The sequence below is a fragment of the Bradyrhizobium viridifuturi genome (genome assembly GCF_001238275.1).
Taxonomy (GTDB): Bacteria; Pseudomonadota; Alphaproteobacteria; order Rhizobiales; family Xanthobacteraceae; genus Bradyrhizobium; species Bradyrhizobium viridifuturi.
Genome location: NZ_LGTB01000041.1, coordinates 29496 through 50826 on the forward strand (window position 1 = coordinate 29496; position 21331 = coordinate 50826).

Consider the following 21331-nt stretch of genomic DNA (forward strand, 5'->3'; position numbering starts at 1 on the left):
CGTGTCTTTTGCTGACCGTTCTTGCGGTAACTGCGACGACCGGGCTCGCCAACGCCCAGACCGTGACGCCGGATCTGTTCAGCCCGAACCGGCAGAGCCAGGTTATCACCCCGGATTCTCCGCTGCGCCGGACCACCGCAGACGCCATGGATCCGCTCAACGGCCTGAAGCTGCCGGACGCCGATCCCAGCCGGCGCGCATCGTCGTCGGCGACAACGCGGGAGCGCGTCGGACAGATCCCGACCTACGGTCTTCCGGCTGCCAACGGCGCTTCGACATCAGGCTATGACTCGCTCAATCGAAAACGGCTGAAGCCGAAATATTATCCGGGCCAGGCCAAGCCGAAGCCGCCGCCGGGACCCGGCTCGCCGGTGCCGACGCCACCGCCGCTGACTGCGGCCGGGCAGTTGCGGCTGTCGATCCCGCCGTCGGAGACCGCCAGCAAGCCGCCGGTGCCGCCAGCGATGGCCGGCACCGTCGTCGGCCAGCCGGCGCGCAGGCGGCTCAAGCTCGACGACGATCCGTTCGGCGCGGTCGGCGACTACGCCGGCTCGTTCATGGTCAAGACCGCGGTCGAGGTGATGGCCGGCTACGATACCAATCCGGGCCGCTTGTATCAGCCGCAGGGCAAGGCGTTCTACATGGTCGCACCGGAATTCGTCGCGATGTCGGACTGGGAGCGCCACGCCGTCGTCGCCGATCTGCGCGGCTCGTTCACCGGCTACGGCTCGCAGCTCACGCCGATTGACGGCACGCCGCTGTCGGCGCCGCTCGACGTCGATCGTCCGAGCTTCACCGGCCATGTCGACGGCCGTCTCGATGTCTCGAGGGACACGCATCTTACGGCGCAGGCCCGCCTGCTGGTCTCGACCGACAATCCCGGCAGCCCGAACGTGCAGGCCGGCCTTGCCAAGTATCCGCTCTACTCTACGGTCGGCGGCACCTTCGGCATCGACCAGCATTTCAACCGCATGCAGGTCTCGCTCGGCGCCACCGTCGACCGCACCGACTACCAATGGTCGAAGCTGACCGACGGCACTTCGTCGTCGAACGACGACCGCAACTTCACCCAATATGGCGGCATCGGCCGCGTCAGCTACGAGCTCAATCCCGCGGTGAAGCCCTTCGTCGAGGTGCAGGGCGACAGCCGCGTCCACGATCTCTTCCTCGACCGCGCCGGCTATGCGCGCGATTCATCGGGCGGCTATGCCAAGGCCGGCACCTCGTTCGAGTTCACGCGACTGCTGTTCGGCGAGGTCTCGATCGGCTACGCGATGCGCGACTACGCCGACACAAGGCTCAACCGGCTCGAGGGCCTGCTCACGACGGCCTCGCTGACCTGGACCGCGACGCCGCTGACCACGGCCAAATTCTATTCCGACACCCAGCTCGGCGAGACCACGCTGCCGGGCACCTCGGGCGTGCTGTCCCGCACCTACACCGTCGAAGTCGACCACGACTTCCGCCGCTGGCTGACGGGCATCGGCAAGTTCACCTACGGCACGCTCGAGTACAAGGGCGACAACCGCAACGACACCACCTACTCGGTGTCGGCCGATTTGATCTACAAGATGACCCGCAGCCTCTGGATCAAGGGCACCCTGCGCCGCGACTGGCTGGATTCGAACCTCGCCGGACAGAGCTCGGCGTCGACGGTCGTCATGCTGGGCGTGCGGGTGCAGAACTAGCGGTGAGGATGCGCAAGTCGCGCCACGCGTGAAGCGTCATGCACCGCGCAGGCGGGGTATCCAGTACGCCGCGGCCTATCGGCTCAATAACGTCTTTGGAATACTGGATCGCCCGCTTTCGCGGGCGATGACGACTGAGTTTGTGAGATGCAGTTCGGCGTGACTGCCGGGGTACCTACCCCGGCAGATCCGTTTTCCCCATCAGGAAGCTGTCGATCGAACGCGCGCACTGGCGGCCTTCGCGGATCGCCCAGACCACGAGCGACTGGCCGCGGCGCATGTCGCCGGCTGAGAAGATCTTGGCGCGCGAGGTCTGGTAGTCCTGCAGGGAGGCGCGGACGTTGCCGCGCTGGTCGAGCTCGACACCGAGCGTCTTGAGCAGGCCCTCGTGCACCGGATGGACGAAGCCCATCGCCAGCAGCACCAGCTCGGCGTCGAGCGTGAACTCAGTGCCGGGCAGCGGCTTGAACTTGTCGTCGACCTTGACGCAATGGAGCTTTGTAACCTTGCCGTCCTTGCCTTCGAACTTGGTCGTCAGCACGGCGAATTCGCGCACCGCGCCTTCGGCCTGGCTCGACGAGGTCCGCATCTTCAGCGGCCAGTTCGGCCAGGTCACGCCCTTGTTCTCGTGCTCGGGCGGCGCCGGCATGATCTCGAGCTGGGTCACCGACTTGGCGCCCTGACGGAACGAGGTGCCGATGCAGTCCGATCCGGTGTCGCCGCCGCCGATCACGACGACATGCTTGCCGCCGGCGAGGATGTCGGCTGTGCCGTTCAGCGGTTCGCCGGAGACGCGGCGGTTCTGCTGCGGCAGGAAGTCCATCGCGAAGTGGATGCCGGAAAGGTCGCGGCCCGGGATCGGCAGATCGCGCGGGGCTTCCGCACCGCCGGTCAGCGCCACGGCGTCATACTGCTTGGCGAGCTCCTGCGGGTCGATTGCACCCGGGGTGCTTCCACCGACGGCCTTGCCGTAGTGGAAGGTGACGCCCTCAGCCTCCATCTGCGCCACGCGGCGGTCGATGATGCCCTTCTCCATCTTGAAGTCGGGAATGCCATAGCGCAGCAGGCCGCCGGCCTTGGCGAACTTCTCGTAGAGATGCACCTCGTGGCCGGCGCGCGCGAGCTGTTGAGCTGCGGCGAGGCCCGCGGGGCCCGAGCCGATCACGGCGACCTTCTTGCCGGTCTTCTCTGCGGCGATCTCTGGCTTCAGCCAGCCATTGTCCCAGGCGCGGTCGACGATCGCGCATTCGATGGTCTTGATGGTGACCGGGTTGTCGTCGATGTTCAGCGTGCAGGACGCCTCACACGGCGCCGGGCAGATCCGGCCGGTGAATTCGGGGAAGTTATTGGTCGAGTGCAGGTTGCGCGAGGCCTCTTCCCAGTTGCCCTGATAGACGAGGTCGTTGAAATCGGGGATCTGGTTGTTGACCGGGCAGCCCGGCGTGCCCGGCGCCGTCGAGCCGGTGCCGTGGCAATAGGGGATGCCGCAATTCATGCAGCGTGCGGCTTGGTCGCGCGTGTCCTTCTCGCTCAGCGGAATGACGAACTCGCTGAAGTTCTTGAGTCGATCGGCGACCGGCTCGTACTTGCGGTCATGCCGCTCGATCTCGAGAAAACCTGTGATCTTACCCATTGAAACCCGATGCCCCTGCATCTCAGTTGTCCGTCGTTCCGGGCTGCGCTGAGGGGCGCAGACCCGAAGTCCCGAAGTGGCTTTGCGAGATTCCGGGTCGCGCCTGGCGCACCCCGGAATGACGCGCGGTAATACTACGCGCCGATCGCGATTTTCGGCTCGGCGTCGGCGTTGGCCTTCATTTCCTTCAGCGCGCGGCGGTACTCCACCGGCATCACCTTGCGGAATTTCGGCAGCCAGGCCTTCCAGTTGGCGAGGATTTCCGCCGCCTTCTTCGAGCCGGTCAGCTTGCCGTGACGCGTGATCAGGACATGCAGCCGCTCCACGTCGGAGTCGAGCAGGTTCTGGAACACGTCGACCCGGCCATGCGCCTCGAGATCGCCGGAGTGATGGTAGGTGTCGGCGTTGATCATCTCCTCCGACAGCACCGGCTCGAGCTCGACCATCGAGAGGTTGCAGAGCTTGTCGAAGTCACCGCTCTCGTCCAGCACATAGGCGATGCCGCCCGACATGCCGGCCGCGAAGTTGCGCCCGGTCTTGCCGAGCACCACCACGATGCCGCCGGTCATGTATTCGCAGCAATGGTCGCCGGCGCCTTCGACGACCGCGACCGCGCCGGAGTTGCGCACCGCGAAGCGCTCGCCGGCGATGCCGCGGAAGTAGCACTCGCCCGCGATCGCGCCGTACATCACGGTGTTGCCGACGATGATCGATTCTTCCGGCACGATGCCGGAGATCTTCGGCGGCTTGACGATGATGCAGCCGCCCGAGAGGCCCTTGCCGACATAGTCGTTGCCTTCACCCTCGAGCTCGAAGGTGACGCCCTTGGCGAGCCAGGCGCCGAACGCCTGTCCGGCGGTGCCCTTCAGGCCGACATGGATGGTGTCGAGCGGCAGGCCGGCATGGCCGTAGATCTTGGCCACCGCGCCCGACAGCATCGCGCCGGCGGAACGGTCGGTGTTGTTGATCTCTTCCTCGATCTTGACCGGCGCACCGCGGTCGAGCGCGGCCTGCGCCTGCTCGATCAGCCGGCGATCGAGCACGGCTTCCAAATGATGGTTCTGGCTCTCCGAGTGATAGATCGTCTGGCCCTTCTCCTCCTTCTGCCGCACGAACAGCTTGGAGAAGTCGAGACCCTTGGCCTTCCAGTGCGAGACCAGCGCGGTCTGGTCCAGCATCTGGACCTGGCCGACCATCTCGTCGAACGTCTTGTAGCCGAGTTGCGCCATGATCTCGCGGACTTCCTCGGCGACGAAGAAGAAGTAGTTGATGACGTGCTCGGGCTGGCCGGTGAAGCGCTTGCGCAGCACCGGGTCCTGGGTCGCCACGCCGACCGGGCAGGTGTTGAGGTGGCACTTGCGCATCATGATGCAGCCTGCCGCGATCAGGGGCGCGGTGGCGAAGCCGAATTCGTCGGCGCCGAGCAGCGCGCCGATCACGACGTCACGGCCGGTGCGGAAGCCGCCGTCGACCTGCACCGCGATGCGGCTGCGCAGCTGCTGGCGCACCAGCGTCTGGTGGGTTTCGGCAAGGCCGATCTCCCAGGGCGAGCCGGCATGCTTGATCGAGGTCAGCGGCGAGGCACCAGTGCCGCCCTCGAAGCCCGCGATGGTGACATGGTCGGCGCGCGCTTGGCGACGCCGGCGGCAACCGTGCCGACGCCGACCTCGGACACCAGCTTGACCGAGACCTGGCCGTCCGGATTGACGTTCTTGAGGTCGTAGATCAGCTGGGCGAGGTCTTCGATCGAGTAGATGTCGTGATGCGGCGGCGGCGAGATCAGGCCGACGCCCGGCGTCGAATGCCGGACGCGCGCGATCGTCGCGTCGACCTTGTGGCCGGGCAGCTGGCCGCCTTCGCCGGGCTTGGCACCCTGCGCCATCTTGATCTGCATCATGTCGGAGTTGACGAGGTATTCCGTCGTCACGCCGAACCGGCCCGAGGCGACCTGCTTGATCGCTGAGCGCATGCTGTCGCCGTTCGGCATCGGCTTGAAGCGGTCGGACTCCTCGCCGCCTTCGCCGGTGTTCGACTTGCCGCCGATCCGGTTCATCGCGATCGCGAGCGTGGTGTGCGCCTCGCGCGAGATCGAGCCGAACGACATCGCGCCGGTCGAGAACCGCTTGACGATGTCCTTGGCCGGCTCGACGTCCTCGAGCTTGACCGGCTTGCGCTTGTCGTCCTCGGCACTCTTGATCCGGAACAGGCCGCGCAGCGTCAGAAGACGCTCGGACTGCTCGTTGAGGATCTTGGCGAACGCCCGGTAACGTTCCAGCGAGTTGCCACGCACGGCATGCTGCAATGTCGAGACCGATTCCGCGGTCCAGGCATGGTCCTCGCCGCGGGTGCGGTAGGCATATTCGCCGCCGACATCGAGCGCTGTCTTGTAGATCTGGCCCTCACCGAACGCGTCGGTGTGGCGCCGCACGGTCTCTTCGGCGATTTCTCCGAGGCCGACGCCCTCGATCCTGGTGTGGGTGCCGGCGAAATACTTGGCGACGAAGTCCGCCTTCAGGCCGACCGCGTCGAAGATCTGCGCGCCGCAATAGGACTGGTAGGTCGAGATGCCCATCTTGGACATCACCTTGAGCAGGCCCTTGCCGATCGACTTGATGTAGCGCTTGACGATCTCGTAGTCGTCGAGCGCGCCGGGCAGCCGGTCCTTCATCGCGAGGATGGTTTCGAACGCGAGATAGGGGTTGATCGCCTCGGCGCCGTAGCCGGCGAGGCAGGCGAAATGATGCACCTCGCGCGGCTCACCGGATTCCACGACCAGGCCGACCGAGGTACGCAGGCCGGTGCGGATCAGATGATGATGCACGGCGGCGCAGGCCAACAGCGACGGGATCGGGATCCGGTCGGTGCCGGTCATGCGGTCCGACAGGATGATGATGTTGATGCCCTCGCGCACCGCGCCCTCGGCGCGCGCGCAGAGCTCGTCGAGCACCTGCTCCATGCCCGCCGCGCCGAAGCCGGCGTGGAAGGTGGTGTCGAGCGTGCGCGACTTGAAGTGGGTCTCGGCGACGTCGGAGATCGAGCGGATCTTTTCCAGGTCGGTGTCGGTCAGGATCGGTTGCCGCACTTCGAGGCGCTGGGTCGAGGCGACGCCCTGCAGATCGAACAGGTTCGGCCGCGGCCCGATGATCGAGACGAGGCTCATGACGATTTCCTCGCGGATCGGATCGATCGGCGGGTTGGTCACCTGCGCGAAGTTCTGCTTGAAGTAGGTGAACAGCTGCTTCGGCTTGTCCGACAGCGCCGAGATCGGCGTGTCGTTGCCCATCGAGCCGGCAGCTTCCTCGCCGGTCGACGCCATCGGCGTCATCAGGATGTTGATGTCTTCCTGGCTGTAGCCGAACGCCTGCTGGCGATCGAGCAGCGGCAGGTTGGAGCGCACGCCCTTGGCCGGCGCATCCGGCAGCTCCTCGAGCTGGATCTGGGTGCGATGCAGCCAGTCGGCGTAGGGGTGGCTCTTGGCGAGGTCGGCCTTGATCTCGTCATCGGGAATCAGGCGGCCCTGCTCGAGGTCGACGAGCAGCATCTTGCCGGGCTGCAGCCGCCACTTGGTGACGATCTGGTCCTCCGGAATCTTCAAGACGCCCATTTCGGACGCCATCACGATGCGGTCGTCCTTGGTGACGAGGTAGCGCGCCGGGCGCAGGCCGTTGCGGTCGAGCGTGGCGCCGATCTTGCGGCCGTCGGTGAAGGCGATCGCCGCCGGGCCGTCCCACGGCTCCATCAGCGCGGCATGATATTCGTAGAAGGCGCGGCGCTGCTCATCCATCAGCGGATTGCCGGCCCACGCTTCCGGAATCATCATCATCACGGCGTGGGGCAGCGAGTAACCGCCCTGCACCAGGAATTCGAGCGCGTTGTCGAAGCAGGCGGTGTCGCTCTGGCCCTCATAGGAGATCGGCCACAGCCGGCTGATGTCCTTGCCGTAGAGCTCCGAATGCACCGAGGCCTGCCGCGCCGCCATCCAGTTGACGTTGCCGCGCAGCGTGTTGATCTCGCCGTTATGGGCGATCATCCGGTAGGGATGCGCCAGCGACCAGGTCGGGAAGGTGTTGGTCGAGAAGCGCTGATGCACCAGCGCCAGCGCGCTGTCGAAATCGGCTTCGTGCAGGTCGGGATAGTACTTGCCGAGCTGGTCGGCGAGGAACATGCCCTTGTAGATCACGGTGCGGCACGAGAACGAGCACGGATAGTAGCCCGCCATGCCGCGGTCGCGGCGCTGGTAGATCGCCTGCGAGATCGACTTGCGCAGGATGTAGAGCCGGCGCTCGAAATCGTCCTCGTTCTTGGCCGCACCATTGCGGCCGATGAAGACCTGCATGTGGTAGGGCTCGGTCGGCTTCACGGTGACGCCGAGCGAGGAATTGTCTGACGGCACGTCGCGCCAGCCGAGCAGCTTGAAGCCCTCGTTCTTGATCTCGTCGGCGATGATGCTCTTGATCACGTTCCGCCACGCGGCGTCGCGCGGCATGAACAGCGCGCCGATGGCGTATTCGCCGGGCTGCGGCAGCTTGAAGCCGAGCTCGGAGGTCTTGCGCGCGAAGAAGGTGTGGGGAATCTGCACCAGGATGCCGGCGCCGTCACCGGCGCGCGGGTCGGCGCCGACGGCGCCGCGATGCTCGAGGTTGCACAGGATGCTCAGCGCGTCGGAGACGATCTGATGCGACTTCTGGCCCTTGATGTTGGCGATGAAGCCGACGCCGCAGGAGTCCTTCTCCAGGCTCGGATCAAACAGGCCTTCGGCTTCAGGACGCCATGTGTGCAGCTCACGCGCGGGTTCGGCGGCTTTCGAGTCCGCGGTCGCCGACAGCGTACCTGCCACGATGATTTCGCGCTCGAATTCCGACCCGCTCATGTGTCCTCTCCCTTTCGTAAGGGGCCTCACCGTATTTGGCGCACCTTGGACGTTGCGGCACCCACCGGGCCACCGCTCGTCCGCCGCGAGCCGCATTTTCCTAAATTCAGACGACGGGCGTTTCAACGTCCCCTGCGGGACGGCCCTGCCTGCAGCATTCTCGGAGCCCGGGGCGCCGAGGCCCTCCTTACAGAGGTTCTCGTTGCAATCCCCATGCCGGGATGGCCTCGAAATTGAGACAGTCTTGCTGTCCTAACCTCGACCTTGCCAAATTTTTGTCTATCACACAAGCGCGAGGAAGTCCTTGCCCGCATGCTCGGAACGAACGGCTCGGCGGGCCCGCCGCGCCCCCGATTCGAAGCAAACACGCCGTGATCTGGCCCAAGGAGCGACCAAGGACCGCCGGATTTCAAACTGAAATTTTGCCCCGGGCAAGCCAGCAAGAGAGCGGGAACGCTCCCAGGGCGGGGCAGACAGGAGTTACGGCGATGAAGTTGTTCACAGGTTCGGTTGCAGCCGCCGCCCTCGCGCTCAGCGCAGCCTCGGCCGAGGCGCAGCTGGTGACATCAGTCCGGATCGGCAGCCCGGCTTTCGTCAGGGTCTCCGACATGGACGGGCCCTACGCCGCGATGCCCGAGGTTCCGCCGCCGCCGCGGTTTGGCCGGGTCCCGAGCCTGTTGCCGCCGGTCGAGGTCTACACCGTGCTGCGCGAGAACGGCTATTTGCCGCTCGGGGCCCCGCAGCAGCGCGGCTTCGTCTACACGATCTCGGTGATCGACCAGGGCGGCGATGACGGCCGCCTGGTGATCGACGCCCGCGACGGGCACATCATCCGCTTCACCCCGGCCTACCGGCTCGGCGACAATTACGAGGAGGAGATGAGCGCGACCTACGGCCCGGTCGGCCCGGTGCCGCGGGCGATCCAGGCGAGGGTGCCACGGCCGCCGCTCCCGATCCCGCATGTCGCAAGCCGCGTGCCGAAGCGCAGCCCGCTCAACGCCAAAGCCCAGGCTCCCGCTGCTGCTCCGGCGACCCAGCCTCCCGCGGCCCAGGCCGCAGTGCCGCCGGCCGCCACGCCGCAGCCTGCGCCTGTCCAGGCCGCCGCACCCGCGCCGGCCGAGCAGGCCGCGGCTGCGCCGAAACCGGCCGAGATCCAGGCCGCCGCGGCGCCGAAGCCGGTCCAGCAAGCAGAGGTCCCGACCGTCGGTCAGACCGCGCCGGCGCCGCCCGCGCCCGCGATCCTGCCGACCCAGGAGATGCCGAAGGTACAGGGGTTGGAATAGCGGCAGCCGGCAACAAAAAAACGCCCCGGTTTCCCGGGGCGTCTTCGCGTTCAGCCAATATCTGCTGACGCGGGGGGCATTCCTTAGGCTGCGACCTTCGCCGAGCCGTCGACGACCTGCGGGGCCTTCTCGCCGCCGCCGATCGGAATGTTGCGGGGCTTCTTGGCTTCGGGAATCTCGCGAACGAGATCGACGTGGAGCAGCCCGTTCTCGAGCGAGGCGTTCTTCACCTGCACGAAGTCGGCAAGCTGGAAGACGCGCTCGAAGGCACGCGAGGCGATGCCGCGATAGAGCACTTCCGAGCCGTTGCCGGCGTTCTCGTTGGCGGATTTCTCGCCCTTGATCGTCAGCGTGTTCTCCTTCGCGACGATCGAAAGCTCGGCCTGCGAGAAGCCGGAGACCGCGACGCTGATCCGGTAAGCATTCTCGCCGGTGCGCTCGATGTTGTAGGGGGGATAGCCGGGGCTGCCGTCGGAGGTCACCTGATCGAGCAGGTTGAAGAGGCGGTCGAAGCCGACGGTGGAACGATAGAACGGAGTGAGGTCGTAGCTACGCATAGAATAGTCCTCCAGTGAGCGACTGTTTCAGTTACCCGCCCGCCATCGGGCCGGGCTTAGATGTGTGCAGCCTGATGTTTCGGGTCCGAAACACTGGTAGCGGCCTGCACTAGGGTGATATGGGAGGGGTCACGTCGCGTTCAAGAGGCGGAAACCGCGTCGCTTTTCTGGCGCTGGCGTCCTTGATTTCCACCCTGTCTCACCACGTCGGTTTCCCGCATGACGCTCGTCTCGATTCCCGCCAACCCGGTTCCGGACGACGTGGTCAGCGGCACTATCAAAACATCAGACGGAGCCGAGCTGCGCTTTGCGCGCTGGGCGCCGCCGCCCGGCCGCAAGGGCACGGTCTGCGTGTTTGGCGGGCGCGGCGAGATGATCGAGAAATATTTCGAGACCGTGCGCGACCTGCGCGACCGCGGCTTTGCGGTGGCGATGATCGACTGGCGCGGGCAGGGCCATTCGTCGCGGCGGTTGCGCGATCCACGCAAGGGCTATGTGCGCAACTTCGCCGACTACGAGACCGACGTCGAAGCCTTCGTCCAGCAGGTGGTGCTGCCGGATTGCCCGCCGCCCTATTTCGCGCTGGCGCATTCGATGGGCGGCGCGGTGATGCTGCGCATCGCGCATGCCGGCAAGCGCTGGTTCGACCGCATGGTGCTGTCGGCGCCGATGATCGACCTGCCGGGCCGTCGCGTTTCCTTCTTCCCGAGCGCGCTGCTTCGCATCATGCGCCTCACCGGACAGGGCAGCAATTACATCCCGGGCGGCAGCAGCGAACTGGTCGGCCTCGCGCCCTTCATCGGCAATCCCGTAACCAGCGATCCGGTGCGCCACGCCCGCAACGCGGCGATCCTGGAAGAAGACCCGACGCTCGGCATCGCCGCACCGACGATCGCATGGGCCGACACTGCGTTCACCGCGATGCGCACCTTCCGCGGCATGTCGTATCCCTCCGAAATCCGCCAGCCGATCCTGATGCTGGCGGCGAGCAATGATGAGGTGGTGTCGACGGCAGCGATCGAGGAGTTCGCCTATCATCTGCGCGCCGGCTCGCACCTCGTGATCGCGGGCTCCAAGCACGAGATCCTGCAGGAGCAGGATCGTTACCGCGCGCAGTTCTGGGCGGCGTTCGACGCCTTCGTGCCTGGAACGCCGCTGTTCAAGTGAGCGGTCAATCGGTGTGGAGCTCGCGGCTCAGCCGTTGAGCAGCGCGACGATGCGGTCCGGAAAGCGTTTCTCGACGAACAGGGTCCTGACCTCGGCGACGCTGAGATAGCGGTCCTTGCCTTCGCCCTTGCCCATGATGTCGAGCAGCACCGGCCATTCGCCGAGCATCAGCAGCGGATAGTAGCAGTGCAGGATGGCGTAGGATGGCGGATGCTCGTCCTTGGCGCGCTGGAAGTTCGCGGCCATGAAGGTCTTGATCTCGGCGGCCGACAGCCCGCGTTCGACGCTGCCGTCAGGGGCCTTGTAGTCCGATCCGAAGGTGGCGAGCCGCGCGATCTCGTCCTCATGCACGACGGCATGCTGATCGAGGATGCGGGAGCCGGCGCCGTGCTTGTCGAGCGGGCCGTTGCGCAATTGGTCGAGGATCGCGCCCTGCAACAGGCTGCGCACCTGGCTGAACGGTCCGACGCCGTTGGCCATCTGCGCGACCATGAATATCTTGGCGCCGGCGCTGAGCGCCGGAAGGCCGGTCTTGCCGGTGGCGCGGTCGATGGTCTCGGTCAGCTCTCGCAGTGGCACGATGTGGCCGCCGACATAATTGCCGGCGACCAGCGCGCGCAGGAACGGGCAGGGATTGTCAGGAGAGATCTGCGGGGCAGGCGCCGCGCTTGCAGCCGTATCGGACATCAAACCACATCCTGAAAAGCATCAGCCTAAAAAGCATCCATTACCGGTGGATGAATTCGCTCAGGAATCGACGGCGAACTTCGATGCGGATGCAACCAGAGCGATTTTGCCGAACGGGAGGCCGGCTTTCAAGAGGCCGTCGCGATAATGCGCGATGTCGGCCGGATTCTTCCAGTGGAAATTGCGCAAGTGACGTTCGACCGTCAGCTTGGGATGGTTGGCGAGCAGCGCCTCGGCCGCCTGCGCGGCCTCCTCAGTGCGGCCGAGCTGGGCGAGCGCCGCGGCGCGCACCGCAAGGCCCTGCAGATGGTTCGGGTTGAGGTAGAGCGTTTCGCGCGACCACGACAGCGATGCGTCATACTGTCCGAGCAGGTAATGGCTGAACGCGTTCAAGGCGCCCCATTGATAGCGCGGGTCGCTGTTGCCGCGCTGGACCGCCGTCGAGAACAGTTCGACCGCCTGGCGATGGTCGCCGATCACCATGTGGCAGATACCGAGCACGCCGCGCGCGCCCATGTCGTAGGGGTTGAGCTCGATCGCCCGCTTGATCGCGTCCATCGCCGCTTCGTAGTGACCCTGCATCGCATGCAGATAGGCCAGCAGCGAAAATGCGAATGAGGAGCGCGGGTCGAGCCGGACGCTGCTCTCGGCCAGGCTGACCGACGACGCCCACATTTCGCGCGTGCTCGGAATCCAGCCGAACTGGATGCTCTGGATCTGGATCAGCGCGAGATAAGCGCGCGCGATCGACAGCGCGGGATCGAGCTCGATCGCCTCCTTGAACAGCGCGATCGCGGTCTCGCAGTCGGACTGGGTCTGCTGATAGTAGTGCGACAGGCCCTTCAGGAAGCGATCCCACGCGGTCAGCTCGGAATTCGGCGAGCGTGCCGGCGCCGATGCCTCGGCGCGGTAGATCTCCTGCGCGACCGCGGCGGAGAGATTGGCGGTGATCTCGTCCTGCATCGCGAACAGGTCGCCCATGTCGCGGTCGTAGCGGCCGGTCCACAGTTGCTCGCCCTTCTCGGGTGCGATCAGCTCGGCGGTGACGCGGATCTTGTTGCCGGCGCGCCGCACCGAACCCTGGATCAGATAGGTGGCGTCAATCTCGCGCGCGATCAGGCGGGTCGAGACGTTCTTGCCCTTGTAGGCGAAGGTCGAGTTGCGGCTCAGCACGCGATAGAAGGATTGCAGCGACAGCGCGTGGATCAGGTCCTCGGTCAGGCCGTCCGAAAAATATTCGTCGGCACTGCCGCTCAGATTGTCGAACGGCAGCACGCCGACGATCGCGGTGCGGTATTGCCCCGGCAGATGCGGCCCATCCTCCGGAGCCTGCTCCTGCGCGTCGGTCCCGGCCGGCGCCCAGGTCCAGACATTGACCGGTTCGGCGATGTTCTTGAAGCGATGCGGGCCGGCATCGACCAGGCTGACGGCAAGCCGCCGTCCCGCCTCGGTGCGGCCTTGTCCGACACTGCGATGCCGCCGGGCGTAGCGACCGTCTCGAGACGGACCGCGATGTTGACGTCGTCGCCGAACACCTCGTCCTCGTCGGCCATGACGTCGCCCATATGGACGCCCATCCGGAAATGCATGGCACGGTCGGCCGGCAGATGTTCGTTGCGCTCGGCCATCAGGGTCTGCATCGCGACGGCGGCCTCGATCGCGCCGATGATGCTCGGGAATTCCAGCAGGAAGCCATCGCCGGTGTTTTTGACGATTCGGCCGCCATGGTTGAGGATAATCGGGTAGATCGCACTGCGGTGTGCCTTGAACGAGGCATGCGTCCCCGCCTCGTCGACACCCATCATGCGGGAATAGCCGGCGATGTCAGCGCAAAGAATGGCAGCGAGCCGTCTTTCCATGTCTCCTGTGCCCTGGAATGGCCACTTAGCGAGGTGACCGAATCCGATACTTACAAGACAGGCCGGGTCCGGCGGAAGCTCGGTTTGTGGGCACCTATAATGCATAGTAGCAGGAATTGGCATGCGACCAACGGATCGTACAGTCCGTTTCTCTACTGAATTCGTGTGTCGCTGGGATGGCGCAGCTTGGCTGACCGTCCTTTCCGGTTCGTTACTTACATGGGTTAATCTCGCCGCATGCTGGGAATTCACGAACTTTGGCTGTTTGTCCTGTCCGGGCTGCTGCTCAACGTCACGCCGGGGCCGGATACCGCTTATATCATTGGGCGCACAATTCAGCTCGGGTGGCGCGGCGGCGCCGCTGCGGCAATCGGTATCAGCAGCGGCTGCCTGGTCCATGTGCTGGGCGCGGCGATCGGGCTGTCGGCGCTGCTGATGGCGTCGTCGACGGCGTTCCTGGCCGTCAAGCTGATCGGCGCCGCCTATCTGGTGCTCACCGGCCTGCAGATGCTGTTGTCGCGCGCCAAGCCGATCGCCGAGATCGCGGGGCAGGCCGGCGAGACCTCGATCTCGCGCGTGTTCTGGCAAGCGCCCTGACCAACATCCTCAACCCGAAGGTGGCGCTGTTCTTCCTCGCCTTCCTGCCGCAATTCGTAGCGGCGGACTCGGCCCACAAGACGCTCGCCTTCCTGGTGCTCGGGCTGATCTTCATCACCGGCGGCACGCTGTGGTGCTTTGGCCTTGCGGCCTTTGCGGCGAAGGCCGCCGGCCGCATCCGGCAATCGGCGGGCGTGATCGCCTGGATCAACCGCTCGCTCGGCGCGCTCTTCATCTATCTCGCGTCCGCGTCGCCATGCTGGAGTCGCGCTAGCGTCGCCAGAGCGTTTTCGAGCGAAGTGGCTTACCGGTTCGCGTGAAGAAAACGTGTCGAACAAGAATCTAGCCGTGGATCTTGAGCAGCGCGCTGCCGGCGAGATAGATGCCGAGCAGGATCATCGAGATCAGGAACCAGCGGCGGAACACATCCGGCTGCATCCGTGTGCGGACCGCCTGGCCGACGAACATGCCGATGAACGACGCCACCATCGCCACCGCACCGGGCAGCGCGGTCGCCACGGTCAGCAGGCCCGAGGCCGTCAGGTTGAAGGCGAGCGCCAGGGTCGCGGTGGTGAAGAAGACACCGAGCGCCTGCACCAGCTCGTCCTTGTCCATGCCGATCGCCTGCATGAACGGCATCGAAGGGATGACCTGGACGCCGGTTGCGGCCGAGATCAGCCCGGTGATGACGCCGACGATGCCGCCGACCCATTTCTCATGGCGCCGCGCGACCTTGAAGTTGAAACGGCTCAAGCCGACGATCGCGTAGATCACCAGCAGGACACCAAGCACGACGGTGCCGTACGCTGCGTACGGCCCGGTCAACAGTCCGGCATTGATCCAGATTCCGGCCACAGTGCCGAGCATCAGCGGCCATAACCGCTTGAGGATATCGCGCAGATAGGGGCCGACGAAGGTCTGCCAGATATTGGTGACGATCGCCGGCACGATCACGATCGCGATCGCCTGGCCCGGCGCCATCGTGGTTGCCAACAGCCCCATCGCGACCGTCGGCAGGCCGAGGCCGAGCGTGCCCTTGACGAAGCCGGCGAGCAGGAAGGCGAAAGCGATGAAGATCAGGAGATGGTCGACCATGGCGGGACATTGACCGATAGACGCGATCGGCACAATCTGGAGGTTACGGAGTTAGCCTTCGGGCAGTCCGAAGGGCGAGGGCGGGAAAATCATGCGGTTCGACCTGATCGACTTGCAATTGTTCATTGCGGTTGCCGACGCGCGAAGCATCACGCAGGGCGCGGTGCGCGCAAACCTCGCGCTAGCGTCCGCCAGCGAGCGGATCAAAGGCCTCGAGGAGGCGCTCGGCGTCGCACTGCTCAAGCGCGGCCGCCGTGGCGTCGAGCTGACGGCGGCGGGTGAAAGCCTGCTCGGCCATGCCCGCATCGTGATTCACAATGTCGAGGCGCTGCAAAGCGATCTCGCCGCCTATGCCAGCGGGGTGCGCGCCAACGTGCTGCTGCTCGCCAACACCTCGGGCCTGTCGGAGCATCTGCCGCGCGCGCTCGCGGCCTTCCTGCACGAACATCCCGATATCAGCGTCGATGTCGAGGAGCGCGAGAGCACCGATATCGCGACCGCGATCGCTAGCGGCGCCGCCGATCTCGGTTTCGCCGCCGAGCACGCGCTGCCCGACAGCGTCGAGCGCTTCCTGTTCAGCGAGGACCGCCTGATGCTGGTGGCGTCGCGGCGCAGCGATCTCGGCAACCGCCGCCAGATCGATTTTCAGGAGGTGGTCGGGCGCGATTTCGTCGGCCTCACGGCGACGTCGGCGTTGCAGGTCCATATTTCCCGCCACGCGGCAAAGCTCGGTGCGCGGCTGCGCTTCCGCGCCCGCCTGCGCGGCTTCGACGCCATCTGCCAGATGGTTGCAGCCGATGTCGGCATTGCCGTTGTCCCGGAAACCGCGGCCCGGCGCTGCGCCGCGGCGATGCCGATCACGACGATAAGGATCCGCGACGGCTGGGCCAACCGCCGGCTCACGATCTGCGCCCGCAGCTTCAAGGCGCTGCCGCGCGCCGCCAAGCAGCTCGTGGAATATTTGCGGGCCGAAGCGCAACGCTGACGGAAGCAAGGAAAGCACCATGCTCAAGGTCTGGGGACGGCGCAGCTCGTTCAACGTGCAGAAGGTGATGTGGCTGATCGGCGAGCTCGATCTGGCGCATGAGCACATCGATGCCGGCGGTGCCTTCGGCGGGCTCGATGCGCCGGCCTTCCTGGCGATGAACCCGCATGGCCGCGTGCCTGTCATCAGGGATGACGAGGCAACCGTCTGGGAATCCCACGCCATCCTGCGCTACCTCGCCGCGCGCCATGGCAACGGCCGCTTCTGGTCCGACGATCCCGTCGTCCGGGCGCGGGTCGACGGTTGGATGGACTGGTCGCAGACCGCCCTGCAGCCGGATTTTCTCGACGGCGTGTTCTGGGGTTTCTTCCGCACGCCTGAAGCGCAGCGTAATTGGCCGGCGATTAAGACGGCGCTCGCCCGCTGCGAGCAGCATTTCGCCAAGCTGGAGCGCCTCCTTGAAGGCAATCCGTTCCTGCTCGGCGAGAACCTGTCGCTCGCCGACATCACCGTCGGAACCTCGCTCTATCGCTATTTCGAGCTCGAGATCACGCGCCCGCCGCTGCCGGCGGTCGAGCGCTGGTATCGGACGCTGCAACAGCGCCCGCCGTTTCGTAAGCACGTCATGATTCCGTTCGAGGAGATGCGCGGCCGGCTCGACTATTAGCCCTACTTCGTCGTCACCACGCCTGCATCCGCGATCACCTTCGCCCATCGCTTGATGTCGTTGGCGATGAAGTCGCGGAAATGCTCCGGCGTGTCGCCGGCCAATGTCAGGCCTTGCTCGGCGAGCTTTGCCTTGACCGCCGGATCAGCCATCGCATCTGTGGCGAGCTTGTTCAGACTTGCGACGATCGCCGGCGGCGTTCCGGCGGGTGCGACCATGCCGTACCAGTTCTCGATGATCAGGTCGGGCATGCCGGCTTCCGTCGTGGTCGGCACGTCAGGCGCGGTCGGGGCGCGCTCGCGGCCGCCGAGCGCGATCGGCCGCAGCGTGCCCGCCTTGATCTGCGGCAGGATCACGGGGAGGTCGAGGAAGGTCATCTGCACCTGCTGGCCCAGCAGATCGTTCACCGCCGGGGCGGCGCCGCGATACGGCACGTGCACGATGTCGATCTTCGCGGTCAGCTTGAACAATTCGCAGGCCAGATGCGGCAGGCTGCCGGGGCCGGAGGAGGCGAAGTTGAGCTTGCCCGGCTGCGCCCTGGCGAGCGCGACCAGTTCGCTCATGTTGTTCGCCGGCACGTTGGTGGCGACCACCAGCATCTCCGGCACGGTCGCGACCAGCGTCACCGGCGCGAGATCCTTCAGCGTGTCGTAGGCGACCTTCTCCATGCTCGGGCTGATCGTCAGCGCGCCGGCGCTCGCGATCGCAACCGTGTAGCCGTCGGGCGCGGCCTTCGCGACCGCGTCGGTGCCGAGCACGCCGCCCTGGCCGGCGCGGTTGTCGACGATGATCGGCTGCTTCACCTGTTCCGACATCTTCTGCCCGATCACGCGCGCGATGATGTCGTTCGGCCCGCCCGGCGGGAACGGCACGATCAGCCGGATCGGCTTGGTCGGGAACTCCTGGGCCGAAGCCGCAACGGGCGCGAGAAGCAGGAACAATGCCGCCAGCAGCCTGCCGCAAATCGTCATGTGCGCCGATCCCTGACTTTTCTCGTTGCGGTCAGGATGGGCGTAGATCAATCGCCGGGCAACTCAAGAAATCAGGCGAAGAGAGGCTCAGGCGTTGAGCAGCTTCATCGCGGCTTCATGCACGCGCGGATCGCCGGCTGCGATGATGCGGCCGCCGCCTTGCGCCGGTTTGCCGTCCCAGGTGGTGACGACGCCGCCGGCGCCGGTGACGATCGGGATCAGACCGGCAATGTCGTAGGACTTCAGCTCGGTCTCGATCACGAGGTCGAGGTGGCCGGCCGCGAGCATGCAATAGGAGTAGCAGTCGCCGCCGTAGCGCGACAGGCGCGCCGCTTGCTCGACCCGGCCGAACCGGGCGCGGTCATCCGGATTCATCAGGAGCGGGCTGGTGGTGAAGGTGGTCGCCTCTTTCAGCGAGGCGCAGCGCCGCACCGAGAGCCGCCGCTCGCCCGACGGCCCGGAATAAGTCGCCGAGCCGTTGTCGCCGGAGAAGCGCTCGCCGATATAGGGCTGGTGCATCATGCCGAATACCGGCGTACCTTTGTGCAGCAGCGCGATCAGCGTGCCCCAGATCGGAAAGCCGGCGATGAAAGACTTGGTGCCGTCGATCGGGTCGAGCACCCAGACATAGTCGGCGTCCTCGCGCTCATTGCCGAACTCCTCGCCGACGATGCCATGCTGGGGGAAGTTCGCCTTGATCAGCCGCCGCATCACCGCCTCGGCGGCCCGGTCGGCTTCGGTGACCGGATCGAAATCGTTCGAGCTCTTGTTGTCGACCGAGAGCGAGGTGCGGAAGAAGGGCAGGATGGTTTCGCCGGATGCGGTCGCGAGGCGGCCGATGAAGGCGGTAAAGTCGATGACCGTCACGGCTTGTCCCCGAAATGCGCAACCGACGTGGAAGAGGTCGGATGCGCTCTTGCCTAGCTCAATCCAATGCGGCGCGCACGATTAACGGAGTGTTATCCCAGCCTGATGGCTGATTCCGGACTTTCGATTTGGCTTCGGATTCGAAAGCCTCCCTGGCTCCGGACCGGATCACGAACTCGCGAGTTCTGGTATACAAGCTATGCGCAAACCGCCATCCGATCGGGATTTGTCCTGTAAGCCGCTGATATTGAATAATAAAAATTGCGACTTCGGACCTGTGACAATTTCGACAGCCTACTAACAAATACGCAGGAAATGTTTCGAAAGTTCTTGCGTTTTGTGCAGCGCGGTCGCATATTGTTGCGGTGCGGTAGCGCCTCGCGCTATCGCTGCCCTCCTTGGGCGTTTCCTCCCTAGACTTGGGCCGCTTGTTCATTCAAGCGGCCCTTTTTTCTTGGCTCGACGCTTCCTGGCATGAATGCGGAATCCAATTTCGAATCCCGTCACGCCGCCAACTGAATTCCAGGTTCACGACTTCGTCGCTCACCGCAGCTCAATTCGAGGACGCCGCTATTCTGCTGCCGCTTGGAACGGGCCGAGATCTCCGAACGGGATCCTTGCGAGCGCATCGGCGAGTGTCGCGAAGTCGGCGGCCACCTGGGCGAAGCGCGGTCCGCGTTCGCGGTGTCGCTCATCCATATAGACCGCGCGGTTGAGCTCGATCTGCACGGTGTGCAGGCCGCTCGCCGGGTTGCCGTAATGCTCGGTGATGAAGCCGCCGGCATAGGGCTTGTTGCGGCCGATCGAATAGCCGAGCGAGCTCATGATCTCCTCGACCAGATCGGGCAGCAGCGGCGCGCAGCTCGTGCCGTAGCGGTCGCCGATCACGACATCGGGCCGGCGCGGCTCGTCGCGCGACACGCCGATCGACGGCATCGAATGGCAGTCGACCACGATCACGGTGCCGAACGCCTGGTGCGCCTTGTTGATCAGCCGGCGCAGCGCGCGGTGATAGGGCTTGTAGAGCACCTCGATCCGCCGCAGCGCGTCGTCGACGTCGAGCCGCTCGCGGTAGATCTCCTGCCCGTCGCCGACCACGCGCGGGATGGTGCCGAGGCCGCCGGCCACCCGCATCGAGCGCGTGTTGGCAAAGCTGGGCAGCCGCCCGGTGAACATCCGCGGGTCGAGCTCATAGGGCTCGCGGTTCACATCGACATAGGAACGCGGGAAATTGACCCGGACGATCGGAAAGCCGCGATCGTTCACGCCGGCGATCAACTCGTCCATGAAGCTGTCTTCGGAGCGGCGCAGCGCCGCCACATCTATACGCGACGCCTCGAGGAATTCGGCCGGGTAGACCGAACCCGAATGCGGGGAATTGAAGATGATCGGCGCGCGCCAGGCCTGCGGCTCAACGATCTCGAACGGGGGCGACAACTCGCCAGCAAATTCGGTCATTCCCTTGGCGCCGTCCCTTGCGTCCGCCTCGCCCCGCAAGAACTGATTCTGCCGGAAAAGCGGAGATTTATGGGCAGTCATTGTCGGTAATCGCGATCATTCTGCCAAGTGAAAAGAGTGTGGTGCGCCTTGGAACGCGTCTTAAAAGCGGGAAATGCCGCAGATGGTTGATTCGACGCGTGGTTCGGTCCACAAATCGGTGGTGCGCATTTGCCACTGGCTTGACGCAAATTTCACCCGAAATTTACCGTCTGTCGGGCTTACTGTTCGGACTGCTCCTCAAGCCGGATTCGACGATTCCTGCCATGCCGAAAATACTTCTCGCCGAAGACGACACCGATATGCGCCGCTTTCTGGTCAAGGCGCTCGAAAATGCGGGTTTCAAGGTCTCGCCGCACGATAACGGCATGTCGGCCTACCAGCGGCTGCGCGAGGAGCCGTTCGAAATGCTGCTGACCGACATCGTGATGCCCGAGATGGACGGCATCGAGCTGGCGCGCCGTGCCTCGGAACTCGATCCCGATATCAAGATCATGTTCATCACCGGCTTCGCCGCAGTGGCCCTCAATTCCGATTCGGAGGCGCCGAAAAACGCCAAGGTGCTGGCCAAGCCCGTGCACCTCAGGGAATTGGTCAGCGAAGTGAACAAGTTGCTGGCGGCCTGATTCGCCAAAAAACCTTCACTTTGCATCCTTGCCTGCCCCGCCGCGGTCCGTTATAGGGACCCGATCCAAACATGGCTTTGGGTGCGTAGCTCAGCGGGAGAGCACTACCTTGACATGGTAGGGGTCACAGGTTCGATCCCTGTCGCACCCACCATCCTTCGCTCGCGAAGCGAGAGAAGGATGCAACGCCGAAGCCCAACGGGCGTAGGCGGGCCTTTGGCCGCGAGCTACAGCTCGGCAAGCCACGCTTTGCAATAGCGAGGCGACCGGTTTCCGGTTCAA

13 protein-coding genes, 1 tRNA gene and 3 pseudogenes are annotated in these 21331 nt (G+C 65.2%); 8 read left to right on the forward strand and 9 right to left on the reverse strand.

The features are described 5' to 3' along the window. Positions 1-11: 11 nt before the first annotated feature. A complete protein-coding gene (locus tag ALC15_RS31250) occupies positions 12-1688 on the forward strand; it encodes an outer membrane beta-barrel protein (protein WP_094194227.1) in 1677 nt (558 codons plus the stop codon). A 175-nt stretch (positions 1689-1863) separates the two neighbouring features. Here the strand turns inward: ALC15_RS31250 and ALC15_RS31255 are convergent, their stop codons facing one another. Beyond that, positions 1864-3321, reverse strand: a complete 1458-nt coding sequence (locus ALC15_RS31255; protein ID WP_050630617.1) for a glutamate synthase subunit beta — start codon at positions 3319-3321, stop codon at positions 1864-1866. A gap of 134 nt (positions 3322-3455) precedes the next feature. Then, positions 3456-8191, reverse strand: a pseudogene (gene gltB / locus ALC15_RS31260) (glutamate synthase large subunit). 488 nt (positions 8192-8679) lie between these two features. Here gltB and ALC15_RS31265 point away from each other — a divergent pair. Further along, the gene (locus ALC15_RS31265; protein WP_050630618.1) at positions 8680-9474 is read left to right on the forward strand and encodes a hypothetical protein; all 795 of its coding nucleotides are present in this window, start codon (positions 8680-8682) and stop codon (positions 9472-9474) included. Positions 9475-9557: 83 nt separating this feature from the next. On the opposite strand, the gene ALC15_RS31270 is transcribed toward ALC15_RS31265, so the two are convergent. Next, entirely contained in the window at positions 9558-10031 is a 474-nt protein-coding gene (locus ALC15_RS31270; protein ID WP_050630619.1) for an Hsp20 family protein, read from the reverse strand. Positions 10032-10250: 219 nt separating this feature from the next. Between ALC15_RS31270 and ALC15_RS31275 the strand changes: the two genes are divergently transcribed. Beyond that, positions 10251-11198, forward strand: coding sequence for an alpha/beta hydrolase (locus ALC15_RS31275; RefSeq protein WP_050630620.1), 948 nt, complete (start codon positions 10251-10253; stop codon positions 11196-11198). Positions 11199-11225: 27 nt separating this feature from the next. Here the strand turns inward: ALC15_RS31275 and ALC15_RS31280 are convergent, their stop codons facing one another. Both ALC15_RS31280 and ALC15_RS31285 read right to left on the reverse strand, forming a co-directional pair. Next, positions 11226-11885, reverse strand: coding sequence for a hypothetical protein (locus tag ALC15_RS31280; RefSeq protein ID WP_050630621.1), 660 nt, complete (start codon positions 11883-11885; stop codon positions 11226-11228). Positions 11886-11945: 60 nt separating this feature from the next. After that, positions 11946-13744: pseudogene (locus ALC15_RS31285) on the reverse strand (adenylate/guanylate cyclase domain-containing protein). A 237-nt stretch (positions 13745-13981) separates the two neighbouring features. Between ALC15_RS31285 and ALC15_RS31290 the strand changes: the two are divergent. Beyond that, a pseudogene (locus tag ALC15_RS31290) lies at positions 13982-14615 on the forward strand (LysE family translocator). Between the two features lie 68 nt (positions 14616-14683). On the opposite strand, the gene ALC15_RS31295 reads toward ALC15_RS31290, so the two are convergent. After that, positions 14684-15436 (reverse strand): sulfite exporter TauE/SafE family protein, encoded by a 753-nt coding sequence (locus ALC15_RS31295; protein ID WP_050630622.1) that lies wholly within the window; start codon positions 15434-15436, stop codon positions 14684-14686. Positions 15437-15527: 91 nt separating this feature from the next. On the opposite strand from ALC15_RS31295, the gene ALC15_RS31300 reads away from it, so the two are divergent. Then, positions 15528-16421 (forward strand): LysR family transcriptional regulator, encoded by an 894-nt coding sequence (locus ALC15_RS31300; RefSeq protein WP_050630623.1) that lies wholly within the window; start codon positions 15528-15530, stop codon positions 16419-16421. A 19-nt stretch (positions 16422-16440) separates the two neighbouring features. Continuing rightward, positions 16441-17088 carry a glutathione S-transferase family protein gene (locus ALC15_RS31305; RefSeq protein ID WP_050630624.1) on the forward strand — a complete coding sequence of 216 codons (648 nt, stop codon included), beginning with the start codon at positions 16441-16443 and terminating at the stop codon, positions 17086-17088. A 2-nt stretch (positions 17089-17090) separates the two neighbouring features. Here the strand turns inward: ALC15_RS31305 and ALC15_RS31310 are convergent, their stop codons facing one another. The 3 genes from ALC15_RS31310 to ALC15_RS31320 all read right to left on the reverse strand — a co-directional run bounded on the left by ALC15_RS31310 (position 17091) and on the right by ALC15_RS31320 (position 20384). Next, entirely contained in the window at positions 17091-18059 is a 969-nt protein-coding gene (locus ALC15_RS31310; RefSeq protein ID WP_050630665.1) for a Bug family tripartite tricarboxylate transporter substrate binding protein, read from the reverse strand. An 87-nt stretch (positions 18060-18146) separates the two neighbouring features. Further along, a complete protein-coding gene (gene hisN, locus ALC15_RS31315; protein WP_050630625.1) occupies positions 18147-18926 on the reverse strand; it encodes a histidinol-phosphatase in 780 nt (259 codons plus the stop codon). A gap of 570 nt (positions 18927-19496) precedes the next feature. Then, positions 19497-20384 (reverse strand): N-formylglutamate amidohydrolase, encoded by an 888-nt coding sequence (locus tag ALC15_RS31320; RefSeq protein WP_050630666.1) that lies wholly within the window; start codon positions 20382-20384, stop codon positions 19497-19499. A 305-nt stretch (positions 20385-20689) separates the two neighbouring features. Between ALC15_RS31320 and cpdR the strand changes: the two genes are divergently transcribed. Together cpdR and ALC15_RS31330 are read left to right on the forward strand one after the other, a co-directional pair. After that, positions 20690-21049, forward strand: a complete 360-nt coding sequence (cpdR, locus tag ALC15_RS31325) for a cell cycle two-component system response regulator CpdR (RefSeq protein WP_016843340.1) — start codon at positions 20690-20692, stop codon at positions 21047-21049. Between the two features lie 79 nt (positions 21050-21128). Then, positions 21129-21203 (forward strand) — tRNA-Val (locus ALC15_RS31330). The last annotated feature ends 128 nt before the right edge of the window (positions 21204-21331 follow it).

Coding starts and splice junctions, on each gene's coding strand:
- ALC15_RS31255 (WP_050630617.1), bottom strand. CDS start 3,321: ATGGGTAAGATCACAGGTTTTCTCGAGATCGAGCGGCATGACCGCAAG.
- ALC15_RS31265 (WP_050630618.1), top strand. CDS start 8,680: ATGAAGTTGTTCACAGGTTCGGTTGCAGCCGCCGCCCTCGCGCTCAGC.
- ALC15_RS31270 (WP_050630619.1), bottom strand. CDS start 10,031: ATGCGTAGCTACGACCTCACTCCGTTCTATCGTTCCACCGTCGGCTTC.
- ALC15_RS31275 (WP_050630620.1), top strand. CDS start 10,251: ATGACGCTCGTCTCGATTCCCGCCAACCCGGTTCCGGACGACGTGGTC.
- ALC15_RS31280 (WP_050630621.1), bottom strand. CDS start 11,885: ATGTCCGATACGGCTGCAAGCGCGGCGCCTGCCCCGCAGATCTCTCCT.
- ALC15_RS31295 (WP_050630622.1), bottom strand. CDS start 15,436: ATGGTCGACCATCTCCTGATCTTCATCGCTTTCGCCTTCCTGCTCGCC.
- ALC15_RS31300 (WP_050630623.1), top strand. CDS start 15,528: ATGCGGTTCGACCTGATCGACTTGCAATTGTTCATTGCGGTTGCCGAC.
- ALC15_RS31305 (WP_050630624.1), top strand. CDS start 16,441: ATGCTCAAGGTCTGGGGACGGCGCAGCTCGTTCAACGTGCAGAAGGTG.
- ALC15_RS31310 (WP_050630665.1), bottom strand. CDS start 18,059: ATGACGATTTGCGGCAGGCTGCTGGCGGCATTGTTCCTGCTTCTCGCG.
- ALC15_RS31320 (WP_050630666.1), bottom strand. CDS start 20,384: ATGACCGAATTTGCTGGCGAGTTGTCGCCCCCGTTCGAGATCGTTGAG.
- cpdR (WP_016843340.1), top strand. CDS start 20,690: ATGCCGAAAATACTTCTCGCCGAAGACGACACCGATATGCGCCGCTTT.